This window comes from Microbacterium sp. T32 (genome assembly GCF_001619615.1).
Lineage (GTDB): Bacteria > Actinomycetota > Actinomycetes > Actinomycetales > Microbacteriaceae > Microbacterium.
This window is the reverse complement of sequence record NZ_LQQP01000001.1, coordinates 1-21,925: the sequence shown is the minus strand read 5'-3', so window position 1 is coordinate 21,925 and position 21,925 is coordinate 1. Positions and strand designations below refer to the sequence as shown.

Annotated in this window: 18 protein-coding genes and 1 tRNA gene; 7 read left to right on the top strand and 12 right to left on the bottom strand. The window is 72.6% G+C overall.

Going from position 1 to position 21,925, the window contains the following annotated elements; translation table 11 throughout:
- Positions 1-4: 4 nt before the first annotated feature.
- The 5 genes from AVW09_RS00095 to AVW09_RS00075 all read right to left on the bottom strand — a co-directional run bounded on the left by AVW09_RS00095 (position 5) and on the right by AVW09_RS00075 (position 5,902).
- The gene (locus tag AVW09_RS00095) at positions 5-853 is read right to left on the bottom strand and encodes an ABC transporter permease (protein WP_063255912.1); all 849 of its coding nucleotides are present in this window, start codon (positions 851-853) and stop codon (positions 5-7) included.
- Positions 850-1,869, bottom strand: a complete 1,020-nt coding sequence (locus AVW09_RS00090) for an ABC transporter permease (RefSeq protein ID WP_063255909.1) — start codon at positions 1,867-1,869, stop codon at positions 850-852. Before AVW09_RS00090 ends, AVW09_RS00095 begins: the two co-directional genes overlap by 4 nt.
- A 10-nt stretch (positions 1,870-1,879) precedes the next feature.
- On the bottom strand, positions 1,880-3,526 hold the full coding sequence (locus AVW09_RS00085; RefSeq protein WP_063255906.1) for an ABC transporter substrate-binding protein: 1,647 nt from the start codon (positions 3,524-3,526) through the stop codon (positions 1,880-1,882).
- A 226-nt stretch (positions 3,527-3,752) separates the two neighbouring features.
- Entirely contained in the window at positions 3,753-4,895 is a 1,143-nt protein-coding gene (locus AVW09_RS00080; RefSeq protein ID WP_231901723.1) for an acyl-CoA dehydrogenase family protein, read from the bottom strand.
- A gap of 131 nt (positions 4,896-5,026) precedes the next feature.
- A complete protein-coding gene (locus tag AVW09_RS00075; protein WP_063255902.1) occupies positions 5,027-5,902 on the bottom strand; it encodes a LysR family transcriptional regulator in 876 nt (291 codons plus the stop codon).
- Between the two features lie 180 nt (positions 5,903-6,082).
- On the opposite strand from AVW09_RS00075, the gene AVW09_RS00070 reads away from it, so the two are divergent.
- Positions 6,083-6,445 (top strand): carboxymuconolactone decarboxylase family protein, encoded by a 363-nt coding sequence (locus tag AVW09_RS00070; RefSeq protein WP_063255899.1) that lies wholly within the window; start codon positions 6,083-6,085, stop codon positions 6,443-6,445.
- Complete coding sequence (locus AVW09_RS00065; RefSeq protein ID WP_063255897.1) at positions 6,438-7,298, top strand: sulfurtransferase; 861 nt, start codon at positions 6,438-6,440, stop codon at positions 7,296-7,298. Before AVW09_RS00070 ends, AVW09_RS00065 begins: the two co-directional genes overlap by 8 nt.
- A 21-nt stretch (positions 7,299-7,319) precedes the next feature.
- Here AVW09_RS00065 and AVW09_RS00060 read toward each other — a convergent pair whose 3' ends face one another.
- The gene (locus AVW09_RS00060) at positions 7,320-8,645 is read right to left on the bottom strand and encodes a flavin monoamine oxidase family protein (protein WP_063255895.1); all 1,326 of its coding nucleotides are present in this window, start codon (positions 8,643-8,645) and stop codon (positions 7,320-7,322) included.
- Positions 8,646-8,693: 48 nt separating this feature from the next.
- Between AVW09_RS00060 and AVW09_RS00055 the strand changes: the two genes are divergently transcribed.
- The gene (locus tag AVW09_RS00055; protein WP_063255893.1) at positions 8,694-9,326 is read left to right on the top strand and encodes a LysE family translocator; all 633 of its coding nucleotides are present in this window, start codon (positions 8,694-8,696) and stop codon (positions 9,324-9,326) included.
- Positions 9,327-9,462: 136 nt separating this feature from the next.
- Here AVW09_RS00055 and AVW09_RS00050 read toward each other — a convergent pair whose 3' ends face one another.
- Positions 9,463-10,932: an amino acid permease gene (locus tag AVW09_RS00050; protein ID WP_082822722.1), complete on the bottom strand. Its 1,470-nt coding sequence runs from the start codon at positions 10,930-10,932 to the stop codon at positions 9,463-9,465.
- A 154-nt stretch (positions 10,933-11,086) separates the two neighbouring features.
- On the opposite strand from AVW09_RS00050, the gene AVW09_RS00045 reads away from it, so the two are divergent.
- Together AVW09_RS00045 and AVW09_RS00040 are read left to right on the top strand one after the other, a co-directional pair.
- Positions 11,087-11,374, top strand: a complete 288-nt coding sequence (locus AVW09_RS00045) for a hypothetical protein (protein ID WP_063255891.1) — start codon at positions 11,087-11,089, stop codon at positions 11,372-11,374.
- Positions 11,375-11,610: 236 nt separating this feature from the next.
- Positions 11,611-12,231, top strand: a complete 621-nt coding sequence (locus AVW09_RS00040; RefSeq protein ID WP_063255888.1) for a histidine phosphatase family protein — start codon at positions 11,611-11,613, stop codon at positions 12,229-12,231.
- Positions 12,232-12,244: 13 nt separating this feature from the next.
- On the opposite strand, the gene AVW09_RS00035 is transcribed toward AVW09_RS00040, so the two are convergent.
- The 4 genes from AVW09_RS00035 to AVW09_RS00020 are packed head-to-tail and all read right to left on the bottom strand — an operon-like array spanning position 12,245 to position 19,222.
- Complete coding sequence (locus tag AVW09_RS00035) at positions 12,245-12,925, bottom strand: ABC transporter ATP-binding protein (protein WP_063255886.1); 681 nt, start codon at positions 12,923-12,925, stop codon at positions 12,245-12,247.
- Positions 12,922-13,785 (bottom strand): ABC transporter ATP-binding protein, encoded by an 864-nt coding sequence (locus AVW09_RS00030; RefSeq protein ID WP_063255883.1) that lies wholly within the window; start codon positions 13,783-13,785, stop codon positions 12,922-12,924. Before AVW09_RS00030 ends, AVW09_RS00035 begins: the two co-directional genes overlap by 4 nt.
- Positions 13,785-16,280 (bottom strand): hypothetical protein, encoded by a 2,496-nt coding sequence (locus AVW09_RS00025; protein ID WP_063255881.1) that lies wholly within the window; start codon positions 16,278-16,280, stop codon positions 13,785-13,787. The genes AVW09_RS00030 and AVW09_RS00025 overlap by 1 nt, the downstream gene beginning before the upstream one ends.
- Positions 16,277-19,222 (bottom strand): FtsX-like permease family protein, encoded by a 2,946-nt coding sequence (locus AVW09_RS00020; protein WP_063255878.1) that lies wholly within the window; start codon positions 19,220-19,222, stop codon positions 16,277-16,279. Before AVW09_RS00020 ends, AVW09_RS00025 begins: the two co-directional genes overlap by 4 nt.
- 313 nt (positions 19,223-19,535) lie before the next feature.
- On the opposite strand from AVW09_RS00020, the gene AVW09_RS00015 reads away from it, so the two are divergent.
- Positions 19,536-19,967 (top strand): MarR family winged helix-turn-helix transcriptional regulator, encoded by a 432-nt coding sequence (locus AVW09_RS00015; RefSeq protein ID WP_063255875.1) that lies wholly within the window; start codon positions 19,536-19,538, stop codon positions 19,965-19,967.
- Between the two features lie 125 nt (positions 19,968-20,092).
- On the opposite strand, the gene AVW09_RS00010 is transcribed toward AVW09_RS00015, so the two are convergent.
- A complete protein-coding gene (locus AVW09_RS00010; RefSeq protein WP_063255872.1) occupies positions 20,093-21,589 on the bottom strand; it encodes an L-serine ammonia-lyase, iron-sulfur-dependent, subunit alpha in 1,497 nt (498 codons plus the stop codon).
- A 146-nt stretch (positions 21,590-21,735) separates the two neighbouring features.
- Here AVW09_RS00010 and AVW09_RS00005 point away from each other — a divergent pair.
- Positions 21,736-21,808 (top strand) — tRNA-Arg (locus AVW09_RS00005).
- Positions 21,809-21,925 lie beyond the last annotated feature (117 nt).

Below are 21,925 nucleotides of genomic sequence, written 5' to 3'. Positions count from 1 at the left end.
GGCTTCAGTCCTTCGCTCGCAGCCAGCGGCTGACCCGGTTGATCGAGAGCACGACGGCGACGATGACCGCCGACGGGGCGTAGACGAGCCACGGGCTCGACACGAGGTAGTCCTTGCCCGCCGACACGAGCAGTCCCCAGTCGGATGCCGGGGGCGGGTCGCCGTAGCCGAGGAAGGCGAGCCCCGCGATGACGAGGATCGACACCCCGAACTGCAGCACGGCGAGCGACAGCACGGACCGCGAGGCGTTGGGGAGGACGTGCGTGAGCAGCACGTGCCACCGCGAGCCACCCTGCAGCTGTGCGGCCTCGACGTACACGGTGCCGCGGACCTTCAACGCTTCCGACCGCATCACGCGGGCGAAGACCGCCACGGCCGAGACGCCGGTGGCGATGGCGGCGTTGATGGTCTCGAAGCCCAGCGAGCTCACGACCACGACCGCGAGGAGGAAGCTCGGGATCGCCAGCAGCACGTCCACGACGCGCGCCGTGACGACGTCGACCAGCCCGCCGAAGAACCCGGCGACGAGTCCGAGCAGACCGCCGACGACGACGGCGATGCCCACGGCCACCAACGCGCTCAGCACCGAGGAGCGCGTGCCGTAGATGATGCGCGCGAGGAGGTCGCGTCCGAGGTTGTCGGTGCCGAACCAGTGCGCCGCACTCGGCCCGAGGAGTTTCTCGCTCGTGTCTCCGACGGCGGGGTCGTAGCCGGTGAAGAGAGAAGGGGCCACGGCCCACGCCGTGGCGATGAGGATGACGAGGAACGCCACCGCCACGGCGACGGGGACGCCGCCCCGGCGACGTCCGGCGGAGTCGGCGCCCGCGAGCACGGGTGAGAGGACGGCGGTCATCGGACGCTCGCTTTCTCGGAGAGCTTCTCGGGACGGGCCTCGTCCCCGGCCGGGGCCGGCACGGCGGCGCGGCGCGGGGCGAAGAGCGAGACGCGAGGGTCGAGCAGGGGGTAGAGGAGGTCGGCGATGAGGTTCACGGCCACGAACACGACCGCGGCGAGCGCCACGACGGCTTGCAGCACCGGCAGGTCCTGCGTCGTCACCGCCGTCTGCACGACGCTGCCGATCCCCGTCCGGCCGAAGACCGTCTCGGTGATGAGGGCGCCGCCGAGCAGCTCGCCCACGGTGAGCGCGATGATCGTGACGACCGGCAGCGCCGAGGGCTTGAGCAGGTGCGCGAAGAACAGCCGCGCCCGCCCGAGCCCCCGGGCGTAGGCGACGACCGCGTAGTCCTCGCCGAACTCGTGGTCGAGTCCGGTGATGAGCACCTGCGCGATCTGGGCCGACACCGGGATGCCGAGCGCCACCGCCGCGAAGAACGTGGCGACCGGGGCATCCGGGTCGATCACCGAGAACAGGCTGAGCTGGAACGCGAAGACGTTCAGCAGCAGCAGGCCGATGACGAAGTTCGGGACCGAGAGGAAGAGGGCCGGAACCGAGCGCAGCAGCTGCGCCGCCCGGCGCGGGAGCACCTGGGTGCCGTACGCGACGGCGAACGCGAGGACCAGGGCGACGCCCAGCGCCGACGCCGCCAGAGCGAACGTCGACGGCAGGGCGTCTCCCACGATGGTGGCCACCGGCTGGCTCGACCTCAGCGAGATCCCCAGGTCGCCGCGGACGAAGCGCCCGAGCGCCTCGACCAGCTGCACCCACACCGGGCGGTCCAGTCCGTAGAACTCCACCATCTTCTGGATCTGGTCTTCGGTGAAGCCGTTCTCGGGGTTGCGCAGCGTGCTCGTCAGCGGATCGCCGGGGAGCACGCTGATCACCACGAAGGTCAGCACGTAGGCCAGCAGCACCACCACGACCGCTTGGCCGAGGCGCTTGGCCGCGAAGACCGGATAGGCGGAGTTCATCGGGGTCGTCCTACTTCTGCAGCCAGGCGGTCGCGTAGTCGGCGATCGCGACGCCGTTGTACGTGACGCCCTGCAGCTTCGGGCTCTGGACGTAGATGCGCTGCACGATCTGCGTGATGGGCACGAACAGGCCCTGCTGGAGCACGTACGTCTGCAGCTCGTCGACCGCCTTGGCGCGGGTGTCCTTGTCGGTCGCGCGGGCGATGCGGTCACGCAGGTCGTTCAGCGTCGTGTCCGTCTGGCCGAGACCGAACCAGTTCTCGCCCTTGTTGGCGTCGGTGAGGATGCCGGCGACGGTTCCCACGTCGATGAAGGACCGGGTGACCTCGTACAGCGGCGTGTTGGCACCGACCTTGACCTTCTCGCCGAAGGTGGCCACGTCGTACGTCTGCACCGTCACGGCGAAGCCGAGGTCGCCGAGCTGCTGCGACACGAGTTCGTCGATGGATGCCGAGGTCGCCAAGTACGGGTTGGCGTAGAGGGTCACGGCCAGGGGCTGCCCGTCCTTGGTGCGCTTGCCGTCGGCGCCCTTGACCCAGCCGGCCTCGTCGAGGAGGGCGGCTGACGCTTTCGGGTCGTACGCGAAGTCGGACGAGTGGTCGGTCGCCTCGGGGACGCCGCTCTGGATGAAGCCCGTCGCGGCCTCCCAGCCGTCGGTGTAGACGGTGTCGAGGATCTGCTGGCGGTCGATGCCGTGCTGGAGCGCCTGGCGCACCTTGACGTCGCCGAACGGTGCCGCCTGCACGTTGACGGCGTACCCGTTCGTGAAGCCGAGGTAGCGCGGCAGGCCCGCGACGAACCCCTTGTCGGTGAGGCTCGCGATCTCGCTCGGCTGGACGTTGTAGATGACCTGCGCCTGGTTCGCGCTCAGCGCGCCGATGCGGGTGCTGGACTCGGCGACCTGCTTGTAGGTGAGCGTGTCGAGGTAGGCCGGGCCCGTGTGTCCGAGGGCTTCGGGGCCCCAGTTGTAGTCGGCGCGCTTCTCGAGCACGACGTCGTCGCCGTCGGCCCAGCTCTTGATCGTGAACGGACCCGAGCCCGAGAAGTTGTCAAGGTTGCCCTGGTCCTGCTTGCTCAGGGCGAGCGTCTTCGGGGAGACGAGGATCGAGCCGTGGTACCCGAGGGTCGGGATGAACCCGAGGGTCGATGCGGAGAAGGTCACCGTCACGGTCTTCGCGTCGACCGCGGTGGCCTTCTGGTAGGTCTTCGGGAACAGGCCGATCGGCGCGATGCCCTTGTCGGGGCTGCCGAACGCCCAGTAGTCGAGGTTCGCCACGACCGCGGCGGCGTCCAGCGGCGTGCCGTCGGAGAACGTGACACCGTCCTTCAGGTGCAGCGTGAACTCGGTGGCATCCGTGTTCTGGTCCCAGCTCTCGGCGATCCAGGGTGAGACGGCGCCCTTGTCGTCGACGTAGACGAGCTTGTCGGTGACCTGGCCCCAGATGTTGCCCTGGTAGCTGGAGATCGAGCTCTCGTTGGGCACCCAGCTCGTCCCGAGCGAGTTGATGAGGAAGACGACGTCGCCGCCCTCGGTGGGAGCGGCGCTCGTGGGGGCGGCCGCGGTGGTCGTGCCGGCGCATCCGGCGAGGAGGGTCAGGGACAGGGCGAGGGCGGCGCCGAGGGCGGCACGCCGTCGGCGCTTCAGGGGCGGTGACATGGGCTGTGTTCCTTGATCGGGGCCGACCGCCGGGCGCGGTCGGGAACTCTCCAGCGAGTCTCAGCGGGCCGCGCGGGAGCGTCCAACGACGAGGGCGGATGAGAAACGATCGGTGCGGATGATGGATGCCGAAACCCCCGGGATCCGCGAGATTCCGGGGGTTTCGAGGGTTCCGGGGCCAGGGGTGCGCCCGCGCGGGCGTCGGCTCCGATGACGCCGTGTTGCGTCAGACGCCGAGGACCTTCCGTCCCGCGCCGAGCAGCGCCTGGTCCTCCTGGGGAGGGTGCACGCGTGAGGACAGCACGTCGCGCAGGTGACGCTCGAGGGGGTTGTGGCGGCTGAGGGCGGGATTGCCGAGCGCGGCGACCGCCGCTTCGACGGCGGCGATCGCCGAACGGACGATGAGGACCTTCGCCAGCGGGACACGGGCGACGGCGTCCGGGTCACCGGCCACCGCCTTCTCGGTCACGCCGTACAGGAGCGTCTCGGCCTGGACGAGCTGCGCCTCGATCTCGCCCGCGACGGTCTGGATGCGCTCCGTCGTCGCGATCGGCCGCCCGAGGCCGGCGGGGACCCGGTCGTGGGCGAAGCGGGTGAAGAAATCCTGCGCGGCACGGGCGACACCCACGTACAGGGCGGCGTGCGTGAGCCCGAGGGCGCTGGCCTGGGCGGCCGGGTCGCGGTAGACCCCCGTGTACGGGATCTCGAGGAAGTGGTCTGCGGGAGCCTCGACGCCGTCGTAGACGACGTCGTGCGTGGAACTCGCGCGGAGCCCCAGGTGGTCCCACGTCGGAATGATCGTGATCCCGGGGGCGTCTCCGCGGACGATGAGGTGGCCCACGCGCGGCTCGGGGTCGTCGGTCTTCGCCCAGACGAGGTGGTAGTCGAGGCCGGTGCTGGCCGTGACGTAGGCCTTCCGCCCCGTGAGGGCCCAGCCGGTCGCGGTGCGCCGGACGGTGGTCGCGGGGAGCCCGCCGCGGGCGGGGGCGCCGAGCTCGGGTTCGGCGCGCGCGGTGTTGATCGAGACGGGACGCTCGGCCGTCTCGGCGATGACCCGCTCGTACAGGTGGGCGGGCCACACGTCCCGGTCGATCTGCGCGATGTGGGTCGCGAGCGTGTTCGCGACGATGAGGGCGACCGATGGGTCGCCACGACCGATCGCCTGCAGGATCCGCAGGCGCTCGAGGGCGTCGACCTCGTCACCGCCGAAGCGGGCGCCGATCACAGCCTGGAACACGCCCGCCCGGTGGACGGCGTCGAGACCCTCGGCGGGGAAGTCGCCCGAGCGGTCGTAGCGCTCGGCGGTTTCGGCGACGGCGGAGGTGAGGGCGTCGAGGTCGACGCGCGAGAGGGTCGGGGAAGCAGTCATGCTCCCCATGCTCCGCGCGCGGGAGCGGTCGCGTCCAACAGCGATCCGCGAACCGCATCGATCGGGGTTTCCGATGACCCGCGGCGGGGAGCCGGGGACCGCGGTCCGGAGCCGGAGCGGGGTTCCAGGCGTCAGGCCGAGACGGCGTGGATGTGCCGGCGCACGGCGAAGAACCCGTCGAGGGATGCCAGCGCCGCCTGCTCCACGTCGGGTTCCAGCCCCCGCCGCGTGATGAGTCGCACGAAGATGCGGCCGAGGTCGGGGAAGTCGCGCCGGACGACGAGTCCGGCGGGAGCCCGGCCCGCGGTGGGGAGCACCGCGACGCCGAGACCCGCGCGCGCGGCGGCCATGACGCCTTCGAGGCTGCCGGACTCCGCCGCGATGTCGACGCGCGCGCCGATGTCGCCGAGCTCCTGCAGCGCGCGCTGCCGCATGCCGCACGGCTCGACGTAGGCCACGAGCGGTACGGCCTCGCCGTGCGCCGGTGGCTGCCACGACGGCGACGCGTACCAGTTCAGCGGGAGCTCCCCCACCTCGACGCCGGCGACGGTCGAGCCCGTGTCGAGTACGACCGCGAGGTCGATGGTGCCCTTGGTCACGGCATCCGTCATCTTGGTGGAGCGGTCGATGTGGAACTGCACCTGCCGGTCGGGGAACGCGCGGCGGAGGGTGCCGAGCAGCTCGGGCAGGATCTGCTCGGCGGCCGTCTCGGTCGAGCCGACGACGATCGTCCGGGCGCGCGTGACGTCCAGGCGTGCGAGGGCTTCGTCGTGCACCGCCAGGATGCGGCGCGCCTCGGCGAGCAGCTTCTCGCCCGCGAGCGTGAAGCGGGCGCGGCGCCCGTCCCGTTCGACGAGCGGCTGCTGCAGTCGCTTCTCGAGCGACCGGACGTGCTGACTCACCGTCGGCTGGCTCATGTGGAGAGCCACGGCGGCACGGCCGAATCCTCCGCACTCGTCGATGGCGACGAAGGTGCGGAGTTGGATGATGTCCAGAGTCTCGGCCATCCCTGGACGATAGACGCGCGCACGCCTCGCCCGCTCGCGCGAGGTCACGCGCGTTCACATGGCATCCATCGCGCGCGGCGATGAGTGGTCATCACGGACCCGGCATTGCTCGACCGCGGGCGGGGTTCCTAGGCTCGGACGGGTGCGCGCCCACGGAGCGGCGCGCGACAGGAGTGAGAGATGAGCGACTTCTTCGACCGCGAGGGAGACCGCGCGTACACGCGGGACTACAAGGAGACGACGCCGGACGTGCTGGCGGCGTTCACGGCCTTCAACGACACCGTCTTCGCGCCCGAGGGCCGCGAGATCCCCCTGAAGTTCCGCGAGCTCATCGCTCTCGCCGTGGGGATCACGACGCAGTGCACCTACTGTATCGACGGTCACTCGCAGGCCGCGGTCCGCGCCGGCGCCACCAAGGCCGAGCTCGCAGAAGCCGCCTGGGTCGCCACCGCGATCCGCGCCGGCGGCGGGTTCGCGCACGGCCGGCTGGCGTTCAAGCTGTCCGGCATCCACGACCACGACGCGGTGCCCGCGCATGTCTGAGGTCCTCGTCACCGCGACCGAGCTGCGCGACGCCCTCACGGCGGGGCGGTTCTCCGACGGCGGTCCGGTGCGTGTGCTCGACGTGCGCTGGCGCCTCGATCGTCCCGACGGGCTGCCCGAGTACCGCGACGGTCACATCCCCGGCGCGCAGTACGTCGACCTCGACCACGAGCTCGCCGCCCACGGCGAGCCCACCGAGGGTCGGCATCCGCTTCCGCCCGTCGAGGCGCTGCAGGAGGCCGCCCGACGCTGGGGCATCGACGACGGCGACACGGTCGTGGTCTACGACGACCTGAAGAACCTCTCCAGCGCACGCGCCTGGTGGCTGCTGCGCTACGCCGGCGTCGCGGACGTGCGTCTGCTCGACGGGTCGCTCCGCGCGTGGACCGACGCCGGGTTCGACGTGGAGACGGGGGATGCCACTCCCCCCGCGCCCGGGTCGGTGACGCTGACCTACGGCGCGCTGCCCGTGCTGCCGCTCGACGACGTGGCCGGGTTCGCCGACGGCGGGCTGCTGCTGGACGCGCGCGCGGGTGAGCGCTACCGCGGCGAGGTCGAGCCGATCGACCCGCGGGCCGGCCACGTACCGGGGGCCGTGAGCGCCCCGACCACCGAGAATGTCGGCGCCGACGGGCGCTTCCACGACCCGGAGGCCCTCCGCGCGCGCTTCACCGAGCTCGGTGCGCTGCCCGGCGTCGAGGTGGGCGTGTACTGCGGTTCCGGCGTGACGGCGGCGCACCAGGCCGTCGCGCTGACGCTCGCCGGCTTCACGCCGCGGGTGTTCCCGGGGTCGTGGAGCCAGTGGTCGAACCACCCGGAGCTTCCCGTCGCGACGGGCCCCGAGCCGCGCTGAGTCGGGCCGGGGGCGGGGCCGTCAGGCCCAGAGCTCCTCGATCGGCACCGCGCGGCCGAGCACGTGCTCGGCGGCGCGGTGCCCCGAGAGCAGGGCGCCCGGAACCGTCGCGGGGTCGTCACCCCACGTCGCTTCGCCGGCCAGGTGAAGGACGCCGCCGACCGGTGCGGCGAGCTCGTCGTGGTCGGGGCCGACCGAGCCGGGCTTCATGAAGCTGTACGACCCGCGCGCGAACGGGTCGTCCTGCCACCGCGTGACGACGACGCTCTCCGGCTCGGGGATCCCCTCGCCGTACAGGCGCCGCAGCTGCGCCATCGTCGAGGCGGCGATCTCGTCGTCGGTCCAGTGCCGTGTCGCGACCGCGGCCGGGCCCGCGGCGAAGGTCAGCAGCGCCGCCTCGTCGTGGATGCGGCCCAGGTCGTACCAGGAGTGCCACCACTCCCCCTCGTCGCCGAACTGGCGGATGCCGTACACCCCGGCATCCCAGAACCGCTCGGGGAAGCGCAGCACGACCTTCTCGAAGGCGTTGGCCGCGAGAACGCCGAGCACGCGCTGGTGCGTGTCGGGGAGCGGGGGCGTGATCGTGACGTCGCCGGACTTCAGGACGCCGATCGGGAGGGTGACGACCGCCGACGCGCCGGAGAACGTGCCGTGATCGGTCGTGACGGTCACCCCCGCGGCGGACCAGTCGATCGCGGTCACGACGTGCTCGAGGCGGACGTCGAGGCCCGAGGCGAGGTTCGTGGCGAGTTCGTCGTAGCCGCGCGGGAAGACGACCTCGATCCCGTTGACGGTGTCGTCGTCGAGGCCGTGCGCCCCGAGCGCCGACATGTGGACGCCGTACTGCTCCTCGGCGCGGCGGCCGTTGTATTCGCGCACGCGCTGCGCGCGCTCGGGGGCCCAGTCGCGGGCGGCGAGCGCCTCCTCCACGACGTCGGCGTAGGTGGCATCCGGAGCCGAGCGGGCGATGACGTCGACGAGGTCGGCGTTCAGGGTGCGGACGTCGTCGGCGAACGCGCGGATCTCGTCGGCGTCGAGTCGCTCGCCGTCCGGACCGAAGTAGGTCAACGGCCGACTGTCGGGCTGGTAGCCGCCGACGGTGAACTCGGCCATCGGCATCCCGAACGCGCGGGCGGCCGCCTCGACGGGGCTGTCGTCGATGCCGTGGATCCAGGATGCCCCCCGGTCGGTGACGTGGTGCCCGTCGCGCTGCGAGTGGACGCGGCCACCCACCCGGTCGCGGGCCTCCAGGACGACGACGTGCTGCCCCGCGCGGGTCAGGAGCCGGGCGGCCGACAGTCCGGCGATTCCCGCTCCCACGACGACGGTGTCGAATTGGTCTTGCATGACGGCTCCCTCGGGTAGACGACCGTGTGACGAGGCTAGTGTGAGCGCATGATTCCGTGGGAGAACCTGGTGGCGTTCGTGCTCGCCTCGGCCGTGATCATCGTGATCCCGGGGCCGAGCGTGCTGTTCGTCATCGGCCGGTCGATCGCCCTCGGCCGCCGGGCCGGCGTGCTCAGCGTCGTCGGCAACTCCCTCGGCACGATCCCCGCGGTCATCGCCGTCGCGTTCGGTGTGGGCGCGATCGTGGCGTCGTCGGTCGTGGCCTTCACCGTCGTGAAGATCGCGGGGGCGGTGTACCTCGTGTGGCTCGGCATCCAGGCGATCCGGCACCGGCGGGACGGCGCCTCCTTCGCCGCGGTCGGGACCCGCTCGACCTGGACTCTGCTGCGCCAAGGGATGGTCGTCGGGGTGACGAACCCGAAGACGATCGCGTTCTTCGTCGCCGTGCTGCCGCAGTTCGTGTCCCCCGCGGCCGGACCGGTCTGGGCGCAGATGCTCGCGCTCGGGCTGCTTTTCCAGGCCATGGCGCTGGTCTGCGACAGCACGTGGGCGCTCGCGGCCGGGACGGCCCGGGCGTGGTTCGCGCGGTCGCCGCGACGGATCTCGGGTCTGGCCGGCGCCGGTGGGGTCATGATGATCGGGCTTGGCGGGGCACTGGCGTTGACCGGGGCGAAGAGCTAGCAATGCGCGTGCCGCACACGCCGAGGCGGCCGCGGCACGAACTCAGCGATTCGCGCAGACTCAGTGGCATCCGCCGGAATCGCACGGAGTTTGCGCAGATCACTGAGATTGTGCTGATCACCGAGCCTGCGCAGGCTCAGTCGACCTCGTCGACCGGCGCCTCCTCGTTCACCGGTACGGGCCGCGCCCCGCGTCGGCCGTAGCGCAGCCAGAAGTACCCGTAGCAGAGCAGGACGAACGGGATGCCGAAGTACAGCGCCGGAGCCTGATCGGGGTCGAACGCGATCGCGACGATGGATGCCGTCAGCAGAACGAACGCGAGGATCGGGACCACCGGGGAGAACGGCGTGCGATAGGCCAGGGTCGACAGGTCTCCCCCGCCGCGGACGAACGCCCGGCGATGGAAGAACTGCGCCGCGACGATCGACATCCACACGGCCACCGCGGCGAACCCGGCGATCGACACGAGCACGAGGTACACGGTCTCGGCCGCGATCACGCTGGAGATCAGCGACACGAGCCCGATCGCCAGGCTCACCAGGAGCGCGACGATCGGGATACCACGCCGGGTGAGGCGCGTGAATGCGCGCGGCGCGTAGCCCTCCTCGGCGAGCGAGAAGAGCATGCGCGCACACGAGTACAACCCGCTGTTCCCCACCGACAGCAGCGCCGTGATGACGACGAAGTTCATGATGTCCGCCGCGTACGGGACGCCGACGTACTCGAAGACGTCGACGAACGGGCTCGAGCTGAGGCCCGCCTTCTCATACGGTAGGAGGGCGGCGATCACGGTGATCGACAGGACGAACAGCACGAGCAGCCGCAGCACGGTCGAGCGCAGCGCGCGGGGGATGTTGCGACCGGGGTCCTTCGTCTCACCCGCCGCCACACCCACGAGCTCCGCACCGCTGAAGGCGTAGAACACGGCGAGCGAGGTGATGAGCACGCCACCGAGTCCTGCGGGCAGCAGCCCCTCGGGCGTCAGGAAGTTGCTCAACAGCACCGCCTCGTGCGGCGAGGACGACAACGGGGTGAACCCGAAGATCGCCAGTCCGCCGAGCACGATGAGCGCGACGATCGCCAGCACCTTGATGAGCGAGAACCAGAATTCGGTCTCACCGAACACGCGGGCCGAGATCGCGTTGAGCGTGAACAGCACGCCCGCGAAGACGAGGCACCACACCCACACGTCCACGCTCGGGAACCAGCGCTGCATGAGGATCCCGGATGCCGTGAACTCCGACCCCAGAGCAACCACCCAGCACAGCCAGTACAGCCACGCGGTGGCGAACCCCGTCGCCGGACCCATGGTGCGCGCCGCGTAGATGTGGAGCAATCCCGATACCGGGTAGACCACGGCGAGCTCGCCCAGGCACACCATGACGAGCCAGACGACGAAGGCACCGAGAAGGTACGCGAGCACCGCACCGAGGGGTCCGGCCTGGTGGATCGTGTACCCCGAGCTGAGGAAGAGCCCCGAGCCGATGACACCGCCGAGGGCGATCATCACCAGGTGTCTGGCATCCATCGCCCGACGCAGGGAGCGCGGCGGCGCCGTCGCGGTGGTGTCGGTGGGCAGGGCGGACGAACCCGGGGAGGTTGTCATGGGGGGACTCGCAATCGTGGAGAGGCCGGGAGCGGGGGCTCGCGCGACCGACCGTTCGGCTCTCGGACCGAATCGCGGCGCACGTCAGGCTAACGGATGCCGGGAACCCCTCGGCCGCGGGGCGGGAGCTGATCAGCTCTCCCGAGCCCCGCCGGTGGAGGCGAGCGTCAGCGGAAGCGCGAACGTCAGCCTGGATGCCAAGCTCGCGAGCGTGTCCGCGACCTACGGCACGTCCTTCTCGGCGAGCCTCACGGCGGGCCTCGGCAACGACATCACGATCGACATCCCGCCCGGGCAGACCGGCAACGGCGAGTACGGCGTCTACACCGTCACGGTGACGGGCACCGAGACGCTGTACGGCCCGTCTTGCGAGGCCGTCGAGAGTCGCACATCGACCGTCACCTCGCCGGTGCGGGTCGGCTGGAACACCTGGCTGTCGTGACCGGCACGGCGGAACTGATGAGGACGCTATGAAATCACGAAAAGATAACGGCGCCTCTTCCGCTCCGTTATCTCACCGTTATAGAGTGCTCGCACGGTAGTTGTTTTGCTGTGGCAGCTACCGGACATGTGATTGCAGGACACTCTGGTGCAGGGAAAAGGGCCGGTCGACACTCCTCGACCGGCCCTTCGTCCGTCTCCAGCCGCTGACCGCCTCCCGCGAGGGAGGATGGGTGAGTGAAAGATGAGGATCTGACCGACCCCGACGGGCGCCTCGTGCTCGTGCGCCACGGCGAGACCGAGTGGAGCCGCACGGGGCGGCACACCGGACTCACCGACATCCCGCTCACCGAGACCGGTGCGTACAAAGCCGAGCTCGCCGGCACGCTGCTGGCGACACGGCACTGGGACCTCGTGCTCACGAGCCCGCTCCAGCGGGCGGTCGAGACCGCCGCCCGGGCGGGCTACCCGCAGGCCGAGATCGAGCCGCGCCTGGTCGAGTGGGACTACGGCGCCCACGAGGGGTTGACGACCCCCGAGATCGACGCGCAGCTGGGCCGTCCGTGGACGATCTGGCAGGCCGGCGCCCCCGCGGGCGCCACACCCGGCGAGACCGTCGAACAGGTCACCGCCCGCGCGGAGTCGCTCCTCGACGAGCTGCGCCCACGCGTCCGGGCCGGTGAGCAGGTGCTCCTGTTCTCGCACGCGCACTTCCTGCGCGCGCTCGCGGGCGTCTGGCTGGGCCTCACCGCCGCGGGCGGACGCTACTTCGTGCTCGGCACTTCGGCCGTCAGCGAGCTCGGCTTCGAGCACGGCTCCGAGGTCATCACGCAGTGGAACCACGTGCGCGGACGCTGATCCGGCGCCACGATCAGGCCCCGACGAGGCGGCCGTCGTGGATCTCGACGACGCGGTCGGCGGCGTCGGCCACGGTCGGGTCGTGCGTCGCGACGAGCGCCGTCATCCCGTCGCGCCGCGCGCGTTCGCGGATCAGGGCGACGATGGATGCCGCGGTCCCGCTGTCCAGCTGCGCGGTCGGTTCGTCCGCGAGGAGCACGCGCGGACGGTGCACGAGCGCTCGCGCAACGGCGACCCGCTGCTGCTGACCGCCGGAGAGTTCGTCCGGACGCTGACCCGCGTGGTCGGAGAGTCCCACGGCCTCGAGCATCTCGGTCACCCGAAAGCGCCGTTCGCGCGCCGACGCTCCGCGCGCGCGGAGGGGCAGCTCGACGTTCTCGGCCGCCGTCAGGAAGCCCACGAGCGGGAACTCCTGGTCCACATAGCCCAGCACCGTGCGCCGCAGCTCCGCCACCTCGTTCTCGGGCGCGCCCGTCACCCGACGACTCCCGACCCAGGCCTCCCCCGCGTCGGGGGCGTCGAGGCCCACGGCGAGGCGCAGCAGAGTGGTCTTGCCCGAACCCGACGGCCCGCGGAGCGCCACGAATTCGCCCGCCCTCGCCGTGACGTCCGCGTCGACGAGCGCCGTCGTCCGCGCAGCGCCGACACCGAAGGTCCGGGTGAGCCCCGTCAGCCGAATCGTCTCGTCGCTCATCTCTCCTCCTCCGCCGGCTCGACCCGGACGTGATCGCTCTCGAGCTGCAGGCGGACCCGCTCCCGCATGCCGAGCCGGTCGATGTGCTCCCGCGGCAGCTGCAGACGACCCGCGCGGTCGAGCACCGCGTACTCGCGCGCATGGTCGCCGACCTCGCCCCCGCGCCAGACCTCGACCGCCGTCCGCCCATCCCGGATGCCGACCGTCCGGCGCACGTGGTCGGCGACGCCCGCGTCGTGCGTGACGATGAGCACCGTCACCCCCGACTGCTCGTTCACCTCGCGCAGCGCCTCCAGCACCTGCGCGGAGTTCGCGTCGTCCAGCTCGCCCGTCGGCTCGTCGGCGAAGAGCACGCGGCATCCGTTCGCCAGCCCCAGGGCGATCGCGGCGCGCTGGCGCTCGCTGCCGGTCACCTGCCCCGGCCGCCGGTCCGCCACGGCGGCGACGCCGAGCAGGTCGAGCACCTCGGCCGCCCGTGCCGCGCGCCGGGCGCGGGGAACGCGCCCGACCGACAGCGTCAGGTCGAGGTTCTCCGCGATCGTGAGGTGCGGAAGGAAGTTGCGGCCCGTCTGCTGCCATACGAAACCCGCCGTCGTCCGGCGGTACTCCGCGCGCTGCCGCGCGGACATCGCGAGCAGATCGTGCCCCGCCACGCGGGCGGTGCCCGCGCTCGCGACGTCGAGAGCCGAGAGGATCGCGAGCAGCGTCGACTTGCCGGACCCGGACGCGCCGACGATCGCGGTGAGCTCCCCGCGCTCGACCCGCAGGTTGAGTCCCTGCAGCGCCTGCACCTCCACCCCCGCCCCGCGGTAGATGCGGACGAGATCGACGCATTCGATCTCCGGTGCCGTGAGCTCCATCAGTCCTGTCCCTCTCTGCGTCGGCGACCGCGTCGCGCGGCGATCGCCGCGACCCCCACGGACACCCCCACCACGATGGCTGCGACCGCCACCGCCACGCCCACCGTCGTGGGCATCACGATCGCCGGGATCGCCGTCGCGATCCCGAGCCGTTCCCCGAGGCCGCCCGCCCCCGCGATCACCACCATCGTCGCCCACCCGACTCCCCCGCCGAGCAGCGCGGCCGCCGCGGCCAGCGGAAGCGACTCGGCGAGCACGAGTCCGCGCGCCCGCGTCACACCGATCGTCGACAGGACGACGGCCGTGCGTCGCCGTTCGGCAGCCGCGGCGAGCGCGTCGAAGACCGCCAGCGCGAGCGCGGCCAGCACCGCCACCGCGGACACGCCCACGAGGACGTGGGACAGGGCGGATGCCGTGGGGAGAGCCGCGCGGCGGGCGGCCTCGCTTGCGACGTCGACGATGTCGGCATCCGGCCGGTCGAGACGCAGGTCGGCGGCGAAGCCGGCGATGTCGACGCCGGGCTGCACGCGGATCAGGTCGCACACGGAATCGGCCGGCGCGTCGAGGGCGTCGGCGAACGCGGCGTCGACGAGCACCCACGCCGGATCGGCGGTCGGCACGGCGTCGTCGGGGGCGACGGCCGCGGAAGCCACCGGGCGCCCGCCCACCTCGAGGGCACCCGCCAGGACTTCCGCCGCCGAGGCGGACAGGATCACCGGAGCCTCGACGCCCGACTCCGACGGCGCCGGGATCGTCGGCTGCACGCGGCGGAGGTCGTCCGTCTCCGCCGCGAGGACCGTCACGGCGCGCAGGCGCCCGTCGTCGGTCACGGGGATGCCGGACAGCGTGCGCAGCGACACGGACGCGGCCGCTCCCGCCGGGAGGGCACCTCCGGCGCCGCCGCACGCGCGCACATCGGCGCCGATCGTCCGCTCCGACGCCTCCGCGATGCCCGCGTCCGCGACCTGCAGGAGACCGACGGCCGAGGTCAGCGTGGCCACGGCGATGACGACGCCGGTGATCGAGAGCACGCGCGCGCCGCCGCGCGCGAGGCGCGAGATCGCGAGGGAGACGCCGATCCGACTCCCGCGCCACGCGCGCCGCGCCCCGGGGCTGAGGACGAGCCCGATGACGCGGGCGAGCACGACGCTCGCGGCGAGCGCGATCAGCAGGGGCGTCGCGGCGAGCAGCGGGTCGGTGCTCGACTCCGGCAGGCCCCGCGTGACCGTGAGCGCGACCGCCGCCGCGGCGAGCGCGACGAGCGTCCCCTCCGCCGCGATCCGCACGATCGGCGGAACGGTGCGCGGCTCCACGCCGAGCACGGCGACTCCGGCGGCGAGCGCCGCCACCCCCGCGGCGGCACCGAGCGCGACGAGGAACCCGGAGGGGGTGGCATCCGGGGCGAGGACGAGCGCCAGCGCCCACCCCACCGCCGCACCCGGAACGGAGGCGAGGAGCATCTGCCGGCCCGCGATCCCCGCCGTCCGCGCCCGGCTCGCCCCGCGCGCCGACAGCAGGACGCGCTCGGACCGGCGCCGACGCTCTGCCGTGGCGACCGCCACCGCGCTCACGAGGACCGCCGCGCCCCACGGGGCCGACACCAGCAGCGCGGTGAGGGTCTCGAGCGCGCTCTGCTGAGCCTGCAGGTCGTGCAGCAGGGCCGAGAGCCGGGTCGAGACCGTGACCGGATACCCGTTCGGGAGAGTGGCTCCCTGCGCGGATGCCTTGTCGGCGGCGCGCGCGAGAGCGGACTCGTCGACGGCCGCGACGGACCCGCCTTCGACGGGGAACGAGGCGACCAGTTGCACGCGGGCGAGGGCTCCGGCAAGTGCCGGCACGGACGCCGGGTCGACGTAGGCACCGCCGGTGAGCAGGTCGTCGGTCGCGTTCACGCGCTCCGACGTGGGCCGGGCGAACACCCCCTGGGTCGCGGGAAGCGCCCGGTCGGAGTCCACGATCGCCGTGACCACCGCGGTCACTTCGGTCCCCGCGAAGGTGCTGCCGGGAACGGCCCCGAGCCGGTCCGCCACGTCGCGTTCGAGCGCGACCTCGACCGGTCCGTCCCCGGTCCAGGGCGCAGGGGCCTCCCCCTGCACCACGGTCCACGATGCCTGCAGCACCGGCGCGGAGCCGAAGCGCACCCGGACGAAGCGCCCGTCGGACGCGGCGGCGGTCACGTCGGGAAACGCGAAGATCCACCGCGGTTCGCCGAGAGCCCGCCGGAGCGGTTCGTCGACGGTGGCCGGGTAGTCGCCGAGCGCGGAGGCGATGCCGTCGACGGACCCGGCATCCAGGAACTCCGCGTCGAGGTCCGAGCTCCACACCACCGTCGCGGCTTCCACCCCCTCGGCCAGCGCCAGGTCGAGGCGCCGGTCGGCGACGCCATCGAGGTAGCGCGGGACGAGGACGAGGGATGCCACGACCACCGCGACCGTGAGACCCACGAGGCTCCACGCGACGAGGTGCGGGCGCAGGAGGCGCCGACCCAGCCTCATTGCGCGGCCTCCCCGGGCGCGATGTCGCGGCGGACCGCGACGGCGAAGGTGACCCCGGCGGCGGCGGCGACGAAGCCGGCACCGAGGACGATGGCGACCCACGGGTCGACGCTCACGGCGATCGCCACCGGCTTCGGGAGCGCACTCGTGACCATCGCCGGCAGCAGCATCGCCGCGGTGAGGGCGGCGGCGAGCACGCCGACGACGAGCCCGCCCGCGACACTCGCCGTCGCTTCACCGACCCGGAGACGGCGGCGGGCGGTGGCATCCAGTCCCGCCGCGCGCAAGGAGGCGGCCTCGGTCCGGCGAGAGCGTCGCGCAGCCGCGCCGGCGGCGGCGAGCCCGGCGAGCGCGAGCACCGCCATTCCGGCCGCACCGCTCCACAGCATCACGACGGCCGCCGAGAGGACACCCCGCCCGTCGTCGGCCGCGGTCCCGCCGAGCCGCGCCCCGTCCGGGAGCACGCCGGTGAGTTCGTCGGGGGTCCCGCCCGGAGCCGGGGCGAGCCACACGTCGTCGGTCGCGGGAAGGCCCGCGCTCACCGTCAGCCGGCTCGCGAGGACGACCGTCGCGTCGAGGAACACGGCCGAATCCAACGGAGCGCCGGGGATCGCGGGGACCACCGCGGCGATGCGGACCGCGGACGACCGCCCATCGGGCGTCAGGGCGAGCGGCAGGGTGTCGCCCTCGGCGACACCGGCGGACTCCGCGAAGCTCCGCGACACCACGGCCGGTGGCGGGGAGCCCTGCGGGACGAAGCGCACGCGCGTGGTCGCAGCGTCCACCGTCGCCACCGGCGGTCCCGGATCGACCTGCAGCGCGAGCGCATCGCCGCTGACGTCGACCGGAAGGACGAGCGAGCCGAGATCGACCGGTGCACCGTCGACGGACACCGAGGCGATCGAGACCTGTCCGCCGGCATCCCCGGTTCCACGGAGCGCGACTTCGACGGCGACCAGCCGCCAGGCCCCACCGACCGCGGCCTCGACCGCCGGCACGGAGAACCCTCCGTCGGGGTCGGGCGCCACCGCCACCGTCCGGGCCCAGGCATCCTCGAGCACCAGCGCGGCGGTGGACGCGGTCGTGCCGCGGGCCTCCAGCGCGACGCGCACGCCCCGGGCTGCCTCGGGCAGAAGCGGCCCGGGGGCGTCGCCGCGCCCGGCATTCACGAGCCGTCCGATTCGCTCGAGCGCGGGATCGCCGAGCGCCGCGATCGCCGCGGGCGCGGCCAGCGTCACCGTCGCGGGGCGGGCGGCGATCGACGTGTTCTCGTTCCAGACGGGGGCCACGCCGTCGATGACGGGGGCCGCCGCGAGCCGGGCGAGGGTGTCGGACGTGAGGTCCGGGGCATCGGTCGTGACGCGGTACGCCGTCCCCTCCTGCGCGGCGAGCGCGGACCCGTAGGCGCGCTCCCAGGTGCTCTGGTACGCCGCCGCGAGGCCGAGCTGACCCACCGCCGCGCCGACGAGGATCGCGGCGGCGATCGCGGCCAGCGGCTGCCGGGCGGTGCGCGTCGCCCACAGCATCCGGCGCACGCCGCCGCGCCGCGCGAGCCGCTCCCAGCCGCCGCGCGATGCGATCACGGGCACGACCACGAGGATGCCGACGAGCGCGAGCAGCACCGCCGCGGGAGCCACGACGGCGATCGGATCGGGCGCGGTCCCGCGGCTGGACCCCGAGGCAGGCACGAGAAAGAGCAGGCGGACGGCCGAGAATCCGGCGAAGACGATGAAGACGGATGCCACGACCCCGACCGTCCACGGGCGAGACGCGACGCCGGGACGGCCCGCGCTCTGCAGCGCGCGGACATCGGCGGCGGCGAGCACGGCCACGAACAGCGCGGGAGCGAGACCGCCCGCCAGCAGGACGGCCCCCGCGGGGAGCACGAGCGGCAGCGGCTCGGGCGAGACGGCGAGCACCGCCGCGACACCGACGGCGGCCCCGACCACGCCCGGCGCGAGCCACCGCACTGCCTCCCCGGCCACGATGCGAAGCGCCGGGGCGCCCCGCGCCCAGCGCAGACGTCGTTCCGCCGCCGTGGCGCCGACGACGAGGACCGCGAACAGGACGATCACGGCGATCGCGGTGAGCAGCGCCGACGCGAGCGCGACGGGTTCGGTGGCATCCAGGACGGCGGCGCGCGCCGCCGCGAGCTGGGACGTCGGGAGGAGGCGCCCCGACGTGACGACATCGTCCGTAGACACGCCCGCCGAGGCCACGGCATCCGGAAGCTCCTGAGCGGCGCGCACGACCGCGGCGAGCGTCGCGAGGTCGAGGCCGTCGGGTCGGGGATGCAGCGTCCAATGCAGGCGCCGGTCGGCTCCCTGCGCGTCGGCGACGGCGTCCAGCGTCTCCGGCACCACGAGGATCGGCCCCGAGCCGCCGCTGCGTGCGAACTCGTCGCGCACCCCGAACCAGCGGTCGGCAGCGTCGGTGGAGGCGCGCCAGACGCCCACGACGGTCACGGCCCGCGTCCCGAGGTCGATCGTGTCGCCCACGCCGAGGCCCCACTGCTCGGCCAAGGACGCCGGGACCGCGGCCTCCGCCGCGCCGACCGGCCGTCGCCCCGCGACGAGGGGAAGCTCGTCGGCGCCGCCGAGGTCCGCGGCGAGATACGCCCGTTGGTCGGCGGCATCCACGAGTCCGGCGGTCTCGGTGACCGCGAGGTCGACGGAGGCGCGCGCCGGGAACGTCTGCGCGATGACCGCACGGACCGCGGCGTCCTGGCCCCGCGGGTCGGCGGCGCGCGGCAGCGAGAGGTCGAACCCGGTGTCCTGCCCGGAGCGCGCGGCGATCAGACTCCGCGCCCCCGCATCAGCCGCCCCCGCGGCGAGTGCCGGCATCGCCAGCGTCAGGGCGGTTGCGAGCGCGACCACGACGGCCACCGCGACGCCGAAAGCGGCACGCGGAGCCGCACGCGAAGCGGAGAGAGGAAAACGCACGAAGCCCCCATCGGCGGTCGTTGTCGCGACCCTACCCCGCCCTCGGCATCCGCCGTTCCTACAGCTTCCGAACGCGCCGGGAGCGCTCCCGACGCTGATCACGAAAAGGTCACGGAAACCTCTTCCCTTCCGTTACCTCACCGTTATAGAGTCGACGCACGGTAACCGTTTTGCTGTGGCGGTTACCACATGTGATTGCAGGACACTCTGGTGCAGAGGGCCGGTCGGATGCCGCTTCGACCGGCCCTTCCTGTATTCACCGACATGGACGTGGCGCCGCCCCGGGCGGGTCGGAACGCCCTACCCTGAGTGCATGACCGATCGTCGCCTCGCCGTCCAGGCCTGGGAGAGCCTGTTCCGTGCGCAGCACGAAGTGTGGGAAGACTTGCGGGCAGATTTCGACTTCTCCGAACTGTCGCAGGCCGAATACGACGTGCTCCTGACGGTGACCCGTCGGAGGAACATGACCGCGCGGTTGCGTGATGTCACCTCGAACATGCTGATCAGCCAGCCGAGCGTCTCGCGCTTGGTGGACCGGATGGTCTCACGGGGTCTCGTCACCAAGTGCGCGGATCCCGAGGACGGCCGCGGGGCGCTGGTCACCGCGACCGATGCCGGGGCCGCACTGTTCCGCCGCCTTGCTACCGCGCACGGCAACACGATCGCCGACCGCATGGCGCGCCTCGACGACGCCGAGCTCGCACAGCTCGAAGCCCTGACGGCGAAGCTCCGCGCCGCACGCTGACGTGCCGGGCCGCGCGGCTGGGCACGCCGAGTGCCCACGATCCGCGCGAGCGCCCACATTCGGGTCGACCGGATCGTGAGCGCTCGACCGGATCGTGAGCGCTCACGGCGCCGACCCGCCGCGCCTCAGCACTCGATGACGTTCACCGCGAGGCCGCCCTCGCTCGTCTCCTTGTACTTCGTCGACATGTCGATGCCGGTCTGCCGCATCGTCTCCACCACCGTGTCGAGCGAGACGTAGTGCGTGCCGTCGCCGCGCAGCGCGAGGCGGGCCGCCGTCACGGCCGTCGAGGCGGCGATCGCGTTCCGCTCGATGCAGGGGATCTGCACCAGCCCGCCGACCGGGTCGCACGTGAGGCCGAGGTGGTGCTCCATCGCGATCTCGGCGGCGTTCTCGATCTGCCGGTTCGTCCCGCCCATGACGGCCGTCAGCCCGCCCGCGGCCATGGCGCACGCGGAACCGACCTCGGCTTGGCATCCGCCCTCCGCTCCGGAGATCGACGCGTTGTTCTTGAACAGCGACCCGAGGGCCGCGGCCGTCAGGAGGAAGCGACGGATGCCACGGCGCCGGTTCGCCTCGGCGACCTGGGCGTCGTCCCATCCGGCGGCTTCCGCGGGGGTCGCCGCGTGACCGTGGAAGCCGAGCAGCGCACTCCCGACGAGCTCACCGTGCGGGGTGACGGCGTTGCCGACGCCGAGTCCCGAGTCGGCGAGGAACCGCCACCAGTACATCGCCACGGCGGGAAGGATGCCGGCCGCGCCGTTGGTGGGGGCGGTGACGACACGCCCACCCGCGGCGTTCTCCTCGTTCACGGCCAGCGCGAACGCCCCGAGCCATTCCCCCGGGAGCTCGCGGTGCCCCTCGGCTTCGATCTCCTCCAGCTGCGCGCGGATGACCGACGCGCGACGCTTCACCTTCAGGATGCCGGGCAGTACCCCGTCGTGACTCAGCCCGGCGTTCACGCAGGAGGCCATGGCATCCCAGATCCGGTCCAGGCCCTCGGCGATCTCCTCGTCGGTACGGAGCGCCTCCTCGTTGCGGCGCGCGGCCTCGGCGATCGTGATGCCGTGCTCGTCGCACAGCGCGAGGAGCGTCGCGGCGTCGGTGTACGGGAACGGCACGGGCGCGGCGGAGACCCGCGGCGGCTCGCCCTCGCGCCGGATGAACCCGCCGCCGACGGAGTAGTACGTCTCCTCCGAGAGGACCGTGCCGTCCGCCGCCCGCGCGGCGAGCGTCATCGCGTTCGGGTGCCCCGGCAGACGCGTGCGCGGCGCCAGCACGATGTGGTCTCTCGAGAACGGGATGCCATGGCTGCCGGCGAGCGCGAGCATCTGCCCGTCGGTCCAGTCCGACCACGCCCGGCGCACGGCATCCGGATCCACCGTCTCGGGTTCGAGACCCTGGAGCCCCGCGACCACGGCATCCGGCGTGCCGTGCCCGATCCCGGTCGCGCCGAGCGACCCGTACAGGGCGCAGGAGACGGATGCCACGTGCTCGAGCGCTCGGGTGGAACGCAGGCGTGCGGCGAATTCTGCGGCGGCCCTCATGGGGCCGACCGTGTGGGAGCTCGAGGGTCCTACACCGATGGAGAACAGCTCGAACGCCGAGACGTAGGCGCTCATCGCTCCAGCGTACGTCGCGCGCGCGTCACCGTCCGGACACTCGCGCGCCACGCCCGGGATGCCCTGCCGTCGGCGCCGATTAGACCTCTGCACCGATCCCGTCTATGCTGGACCACGGCCTGCGCGCCGTTTCGCGCGGAGGCCCTGCGCCCGTAGCTCAATGGATAGAGCATCTGACTACGGATCAGAAGGTTAGGGGTTCGAGTCCCTTCGGGCGCACACTGTGTTGAGACAGTGAGAGGCTCGGTCCGGAGAAATCCGACCGGGCCTTGTCTCATTTCTGCCCCCTGTCCGAGGCCCGCTCTGGGCTTATAGGCAAGAACGTGTGGATGGGTC

Excerpts from the sequence above, each read along its gene's own strand:
- AVW09_RS00080 (WP_231901723.1), bottom strand. The coding sequence starts at position 4,895 with ATGACTGCTTCCCCGACCCTCTCGCGCGTCGACCTCGACGCCCTCACC.
- AVW09_RS00090 (WP_063255909.1), bottom strand. The coding sequence starts at position 1,869 with ATGAACTCCGCCTATCCGGTCTTCGCGGCCAAGCGCCTCGGCCAAGCG.
- AVW09_RS00065 (WP_063255897.1), top strand. The coding sequence starts at position 6,438 with ATGTCTGAGGTCCTCGTCACCGCGACCGAGCTGCGCGACGCCCTCACG.
- AVW09_RS00010 (WP_063255872.1), bottom strand. The coding sequence starts at position 21,589 with ATGAGCGCCTACGTCTCGGCGTTCGAGCTGTTCTCCATCGGTGTAGGA.
- AVW09_RS00015 (WP_063255875.1), top strand. The coding sequence starts at position 19,536 with ATGACCGATCGTCGCCTCGCCGTCCAGGCCTGGGAGAGCCTGTTCCGT.
- AVW09_RS00085 (WP_063255906.1), bottom strand. The coding sequence starts at position 3,526 with ATGTCACCGCCCCTGAAGCGCCGACGGCGTGCCGCCCTCGGCGCCGCC.
- AVW09_RS00025 (WP_063255881.1), bottom strand. The coding sequence starts at position 16,280 with ATGAGGCTGGGTCGGCGCCTCCTGCGCCCGCACCTCGTCGCGTGGAGC.
- AVW09_RS00070 (WP_063255899.1), top strand. The coding sequence starts at position 6,083 with ATGAGCGACTTCTTCGACCGCGAGGGAGACCGCGCGTACACGCGGGAC.
- AVW09_RS00030 (WP_063255883.1), bottom strand. The coding sequence starts at position 13,785 with ATGGAGCTCACGGCACCGGAGATCGAATGCGTCGATCTCGTCCGCATC.
- AVW09_RS00095 (WP_063255912.1), bottom strand. The coding sequence starts at position 853 with ATGACCGCCGTCCTCTCACCCGTGCTCGCGGGCGCCGACTCCGCCGGA.
- AVW09_RS00055 (WP_063255893.1), top strand. The coding sequence starts at position 8,694 with ATGATTCCGTGGGAGAACCTGGTGGCGTTCGTGCTCGCCTCGGCCGTG.
- AVW09_RS00050 (WP_082822722.1), bottom strand. The coding sequence starts at position 10,932 with ATGACAACCTCCCCGGGTTCGTCCGCCCTGCCCACCGACACCACCGCG.
- AVW09_RS00035 (WP_063255886.1), bottom strand. The coding sequence starts at position 12,925 with ATGAGCGACGAGACGATTCGGCTGACGGGGCTCACCCGGACCTTCGGT.
- AVW09_RS00075 (WP_063255902.1), bottom strand. The coding sequence starts at position 5,902 with ATGGCCGAGACTCTGGACATCATCCAACTCCGCACCTTCGTCGCCATC.
- AVW09_RS00060 (WP_063255895.1), bottom strand. The coding sequence starts at position 8,645 with ATGCAAGACCAATTCGACACCGTCGTCGTGGGAGCGGGAATCGCCGGA.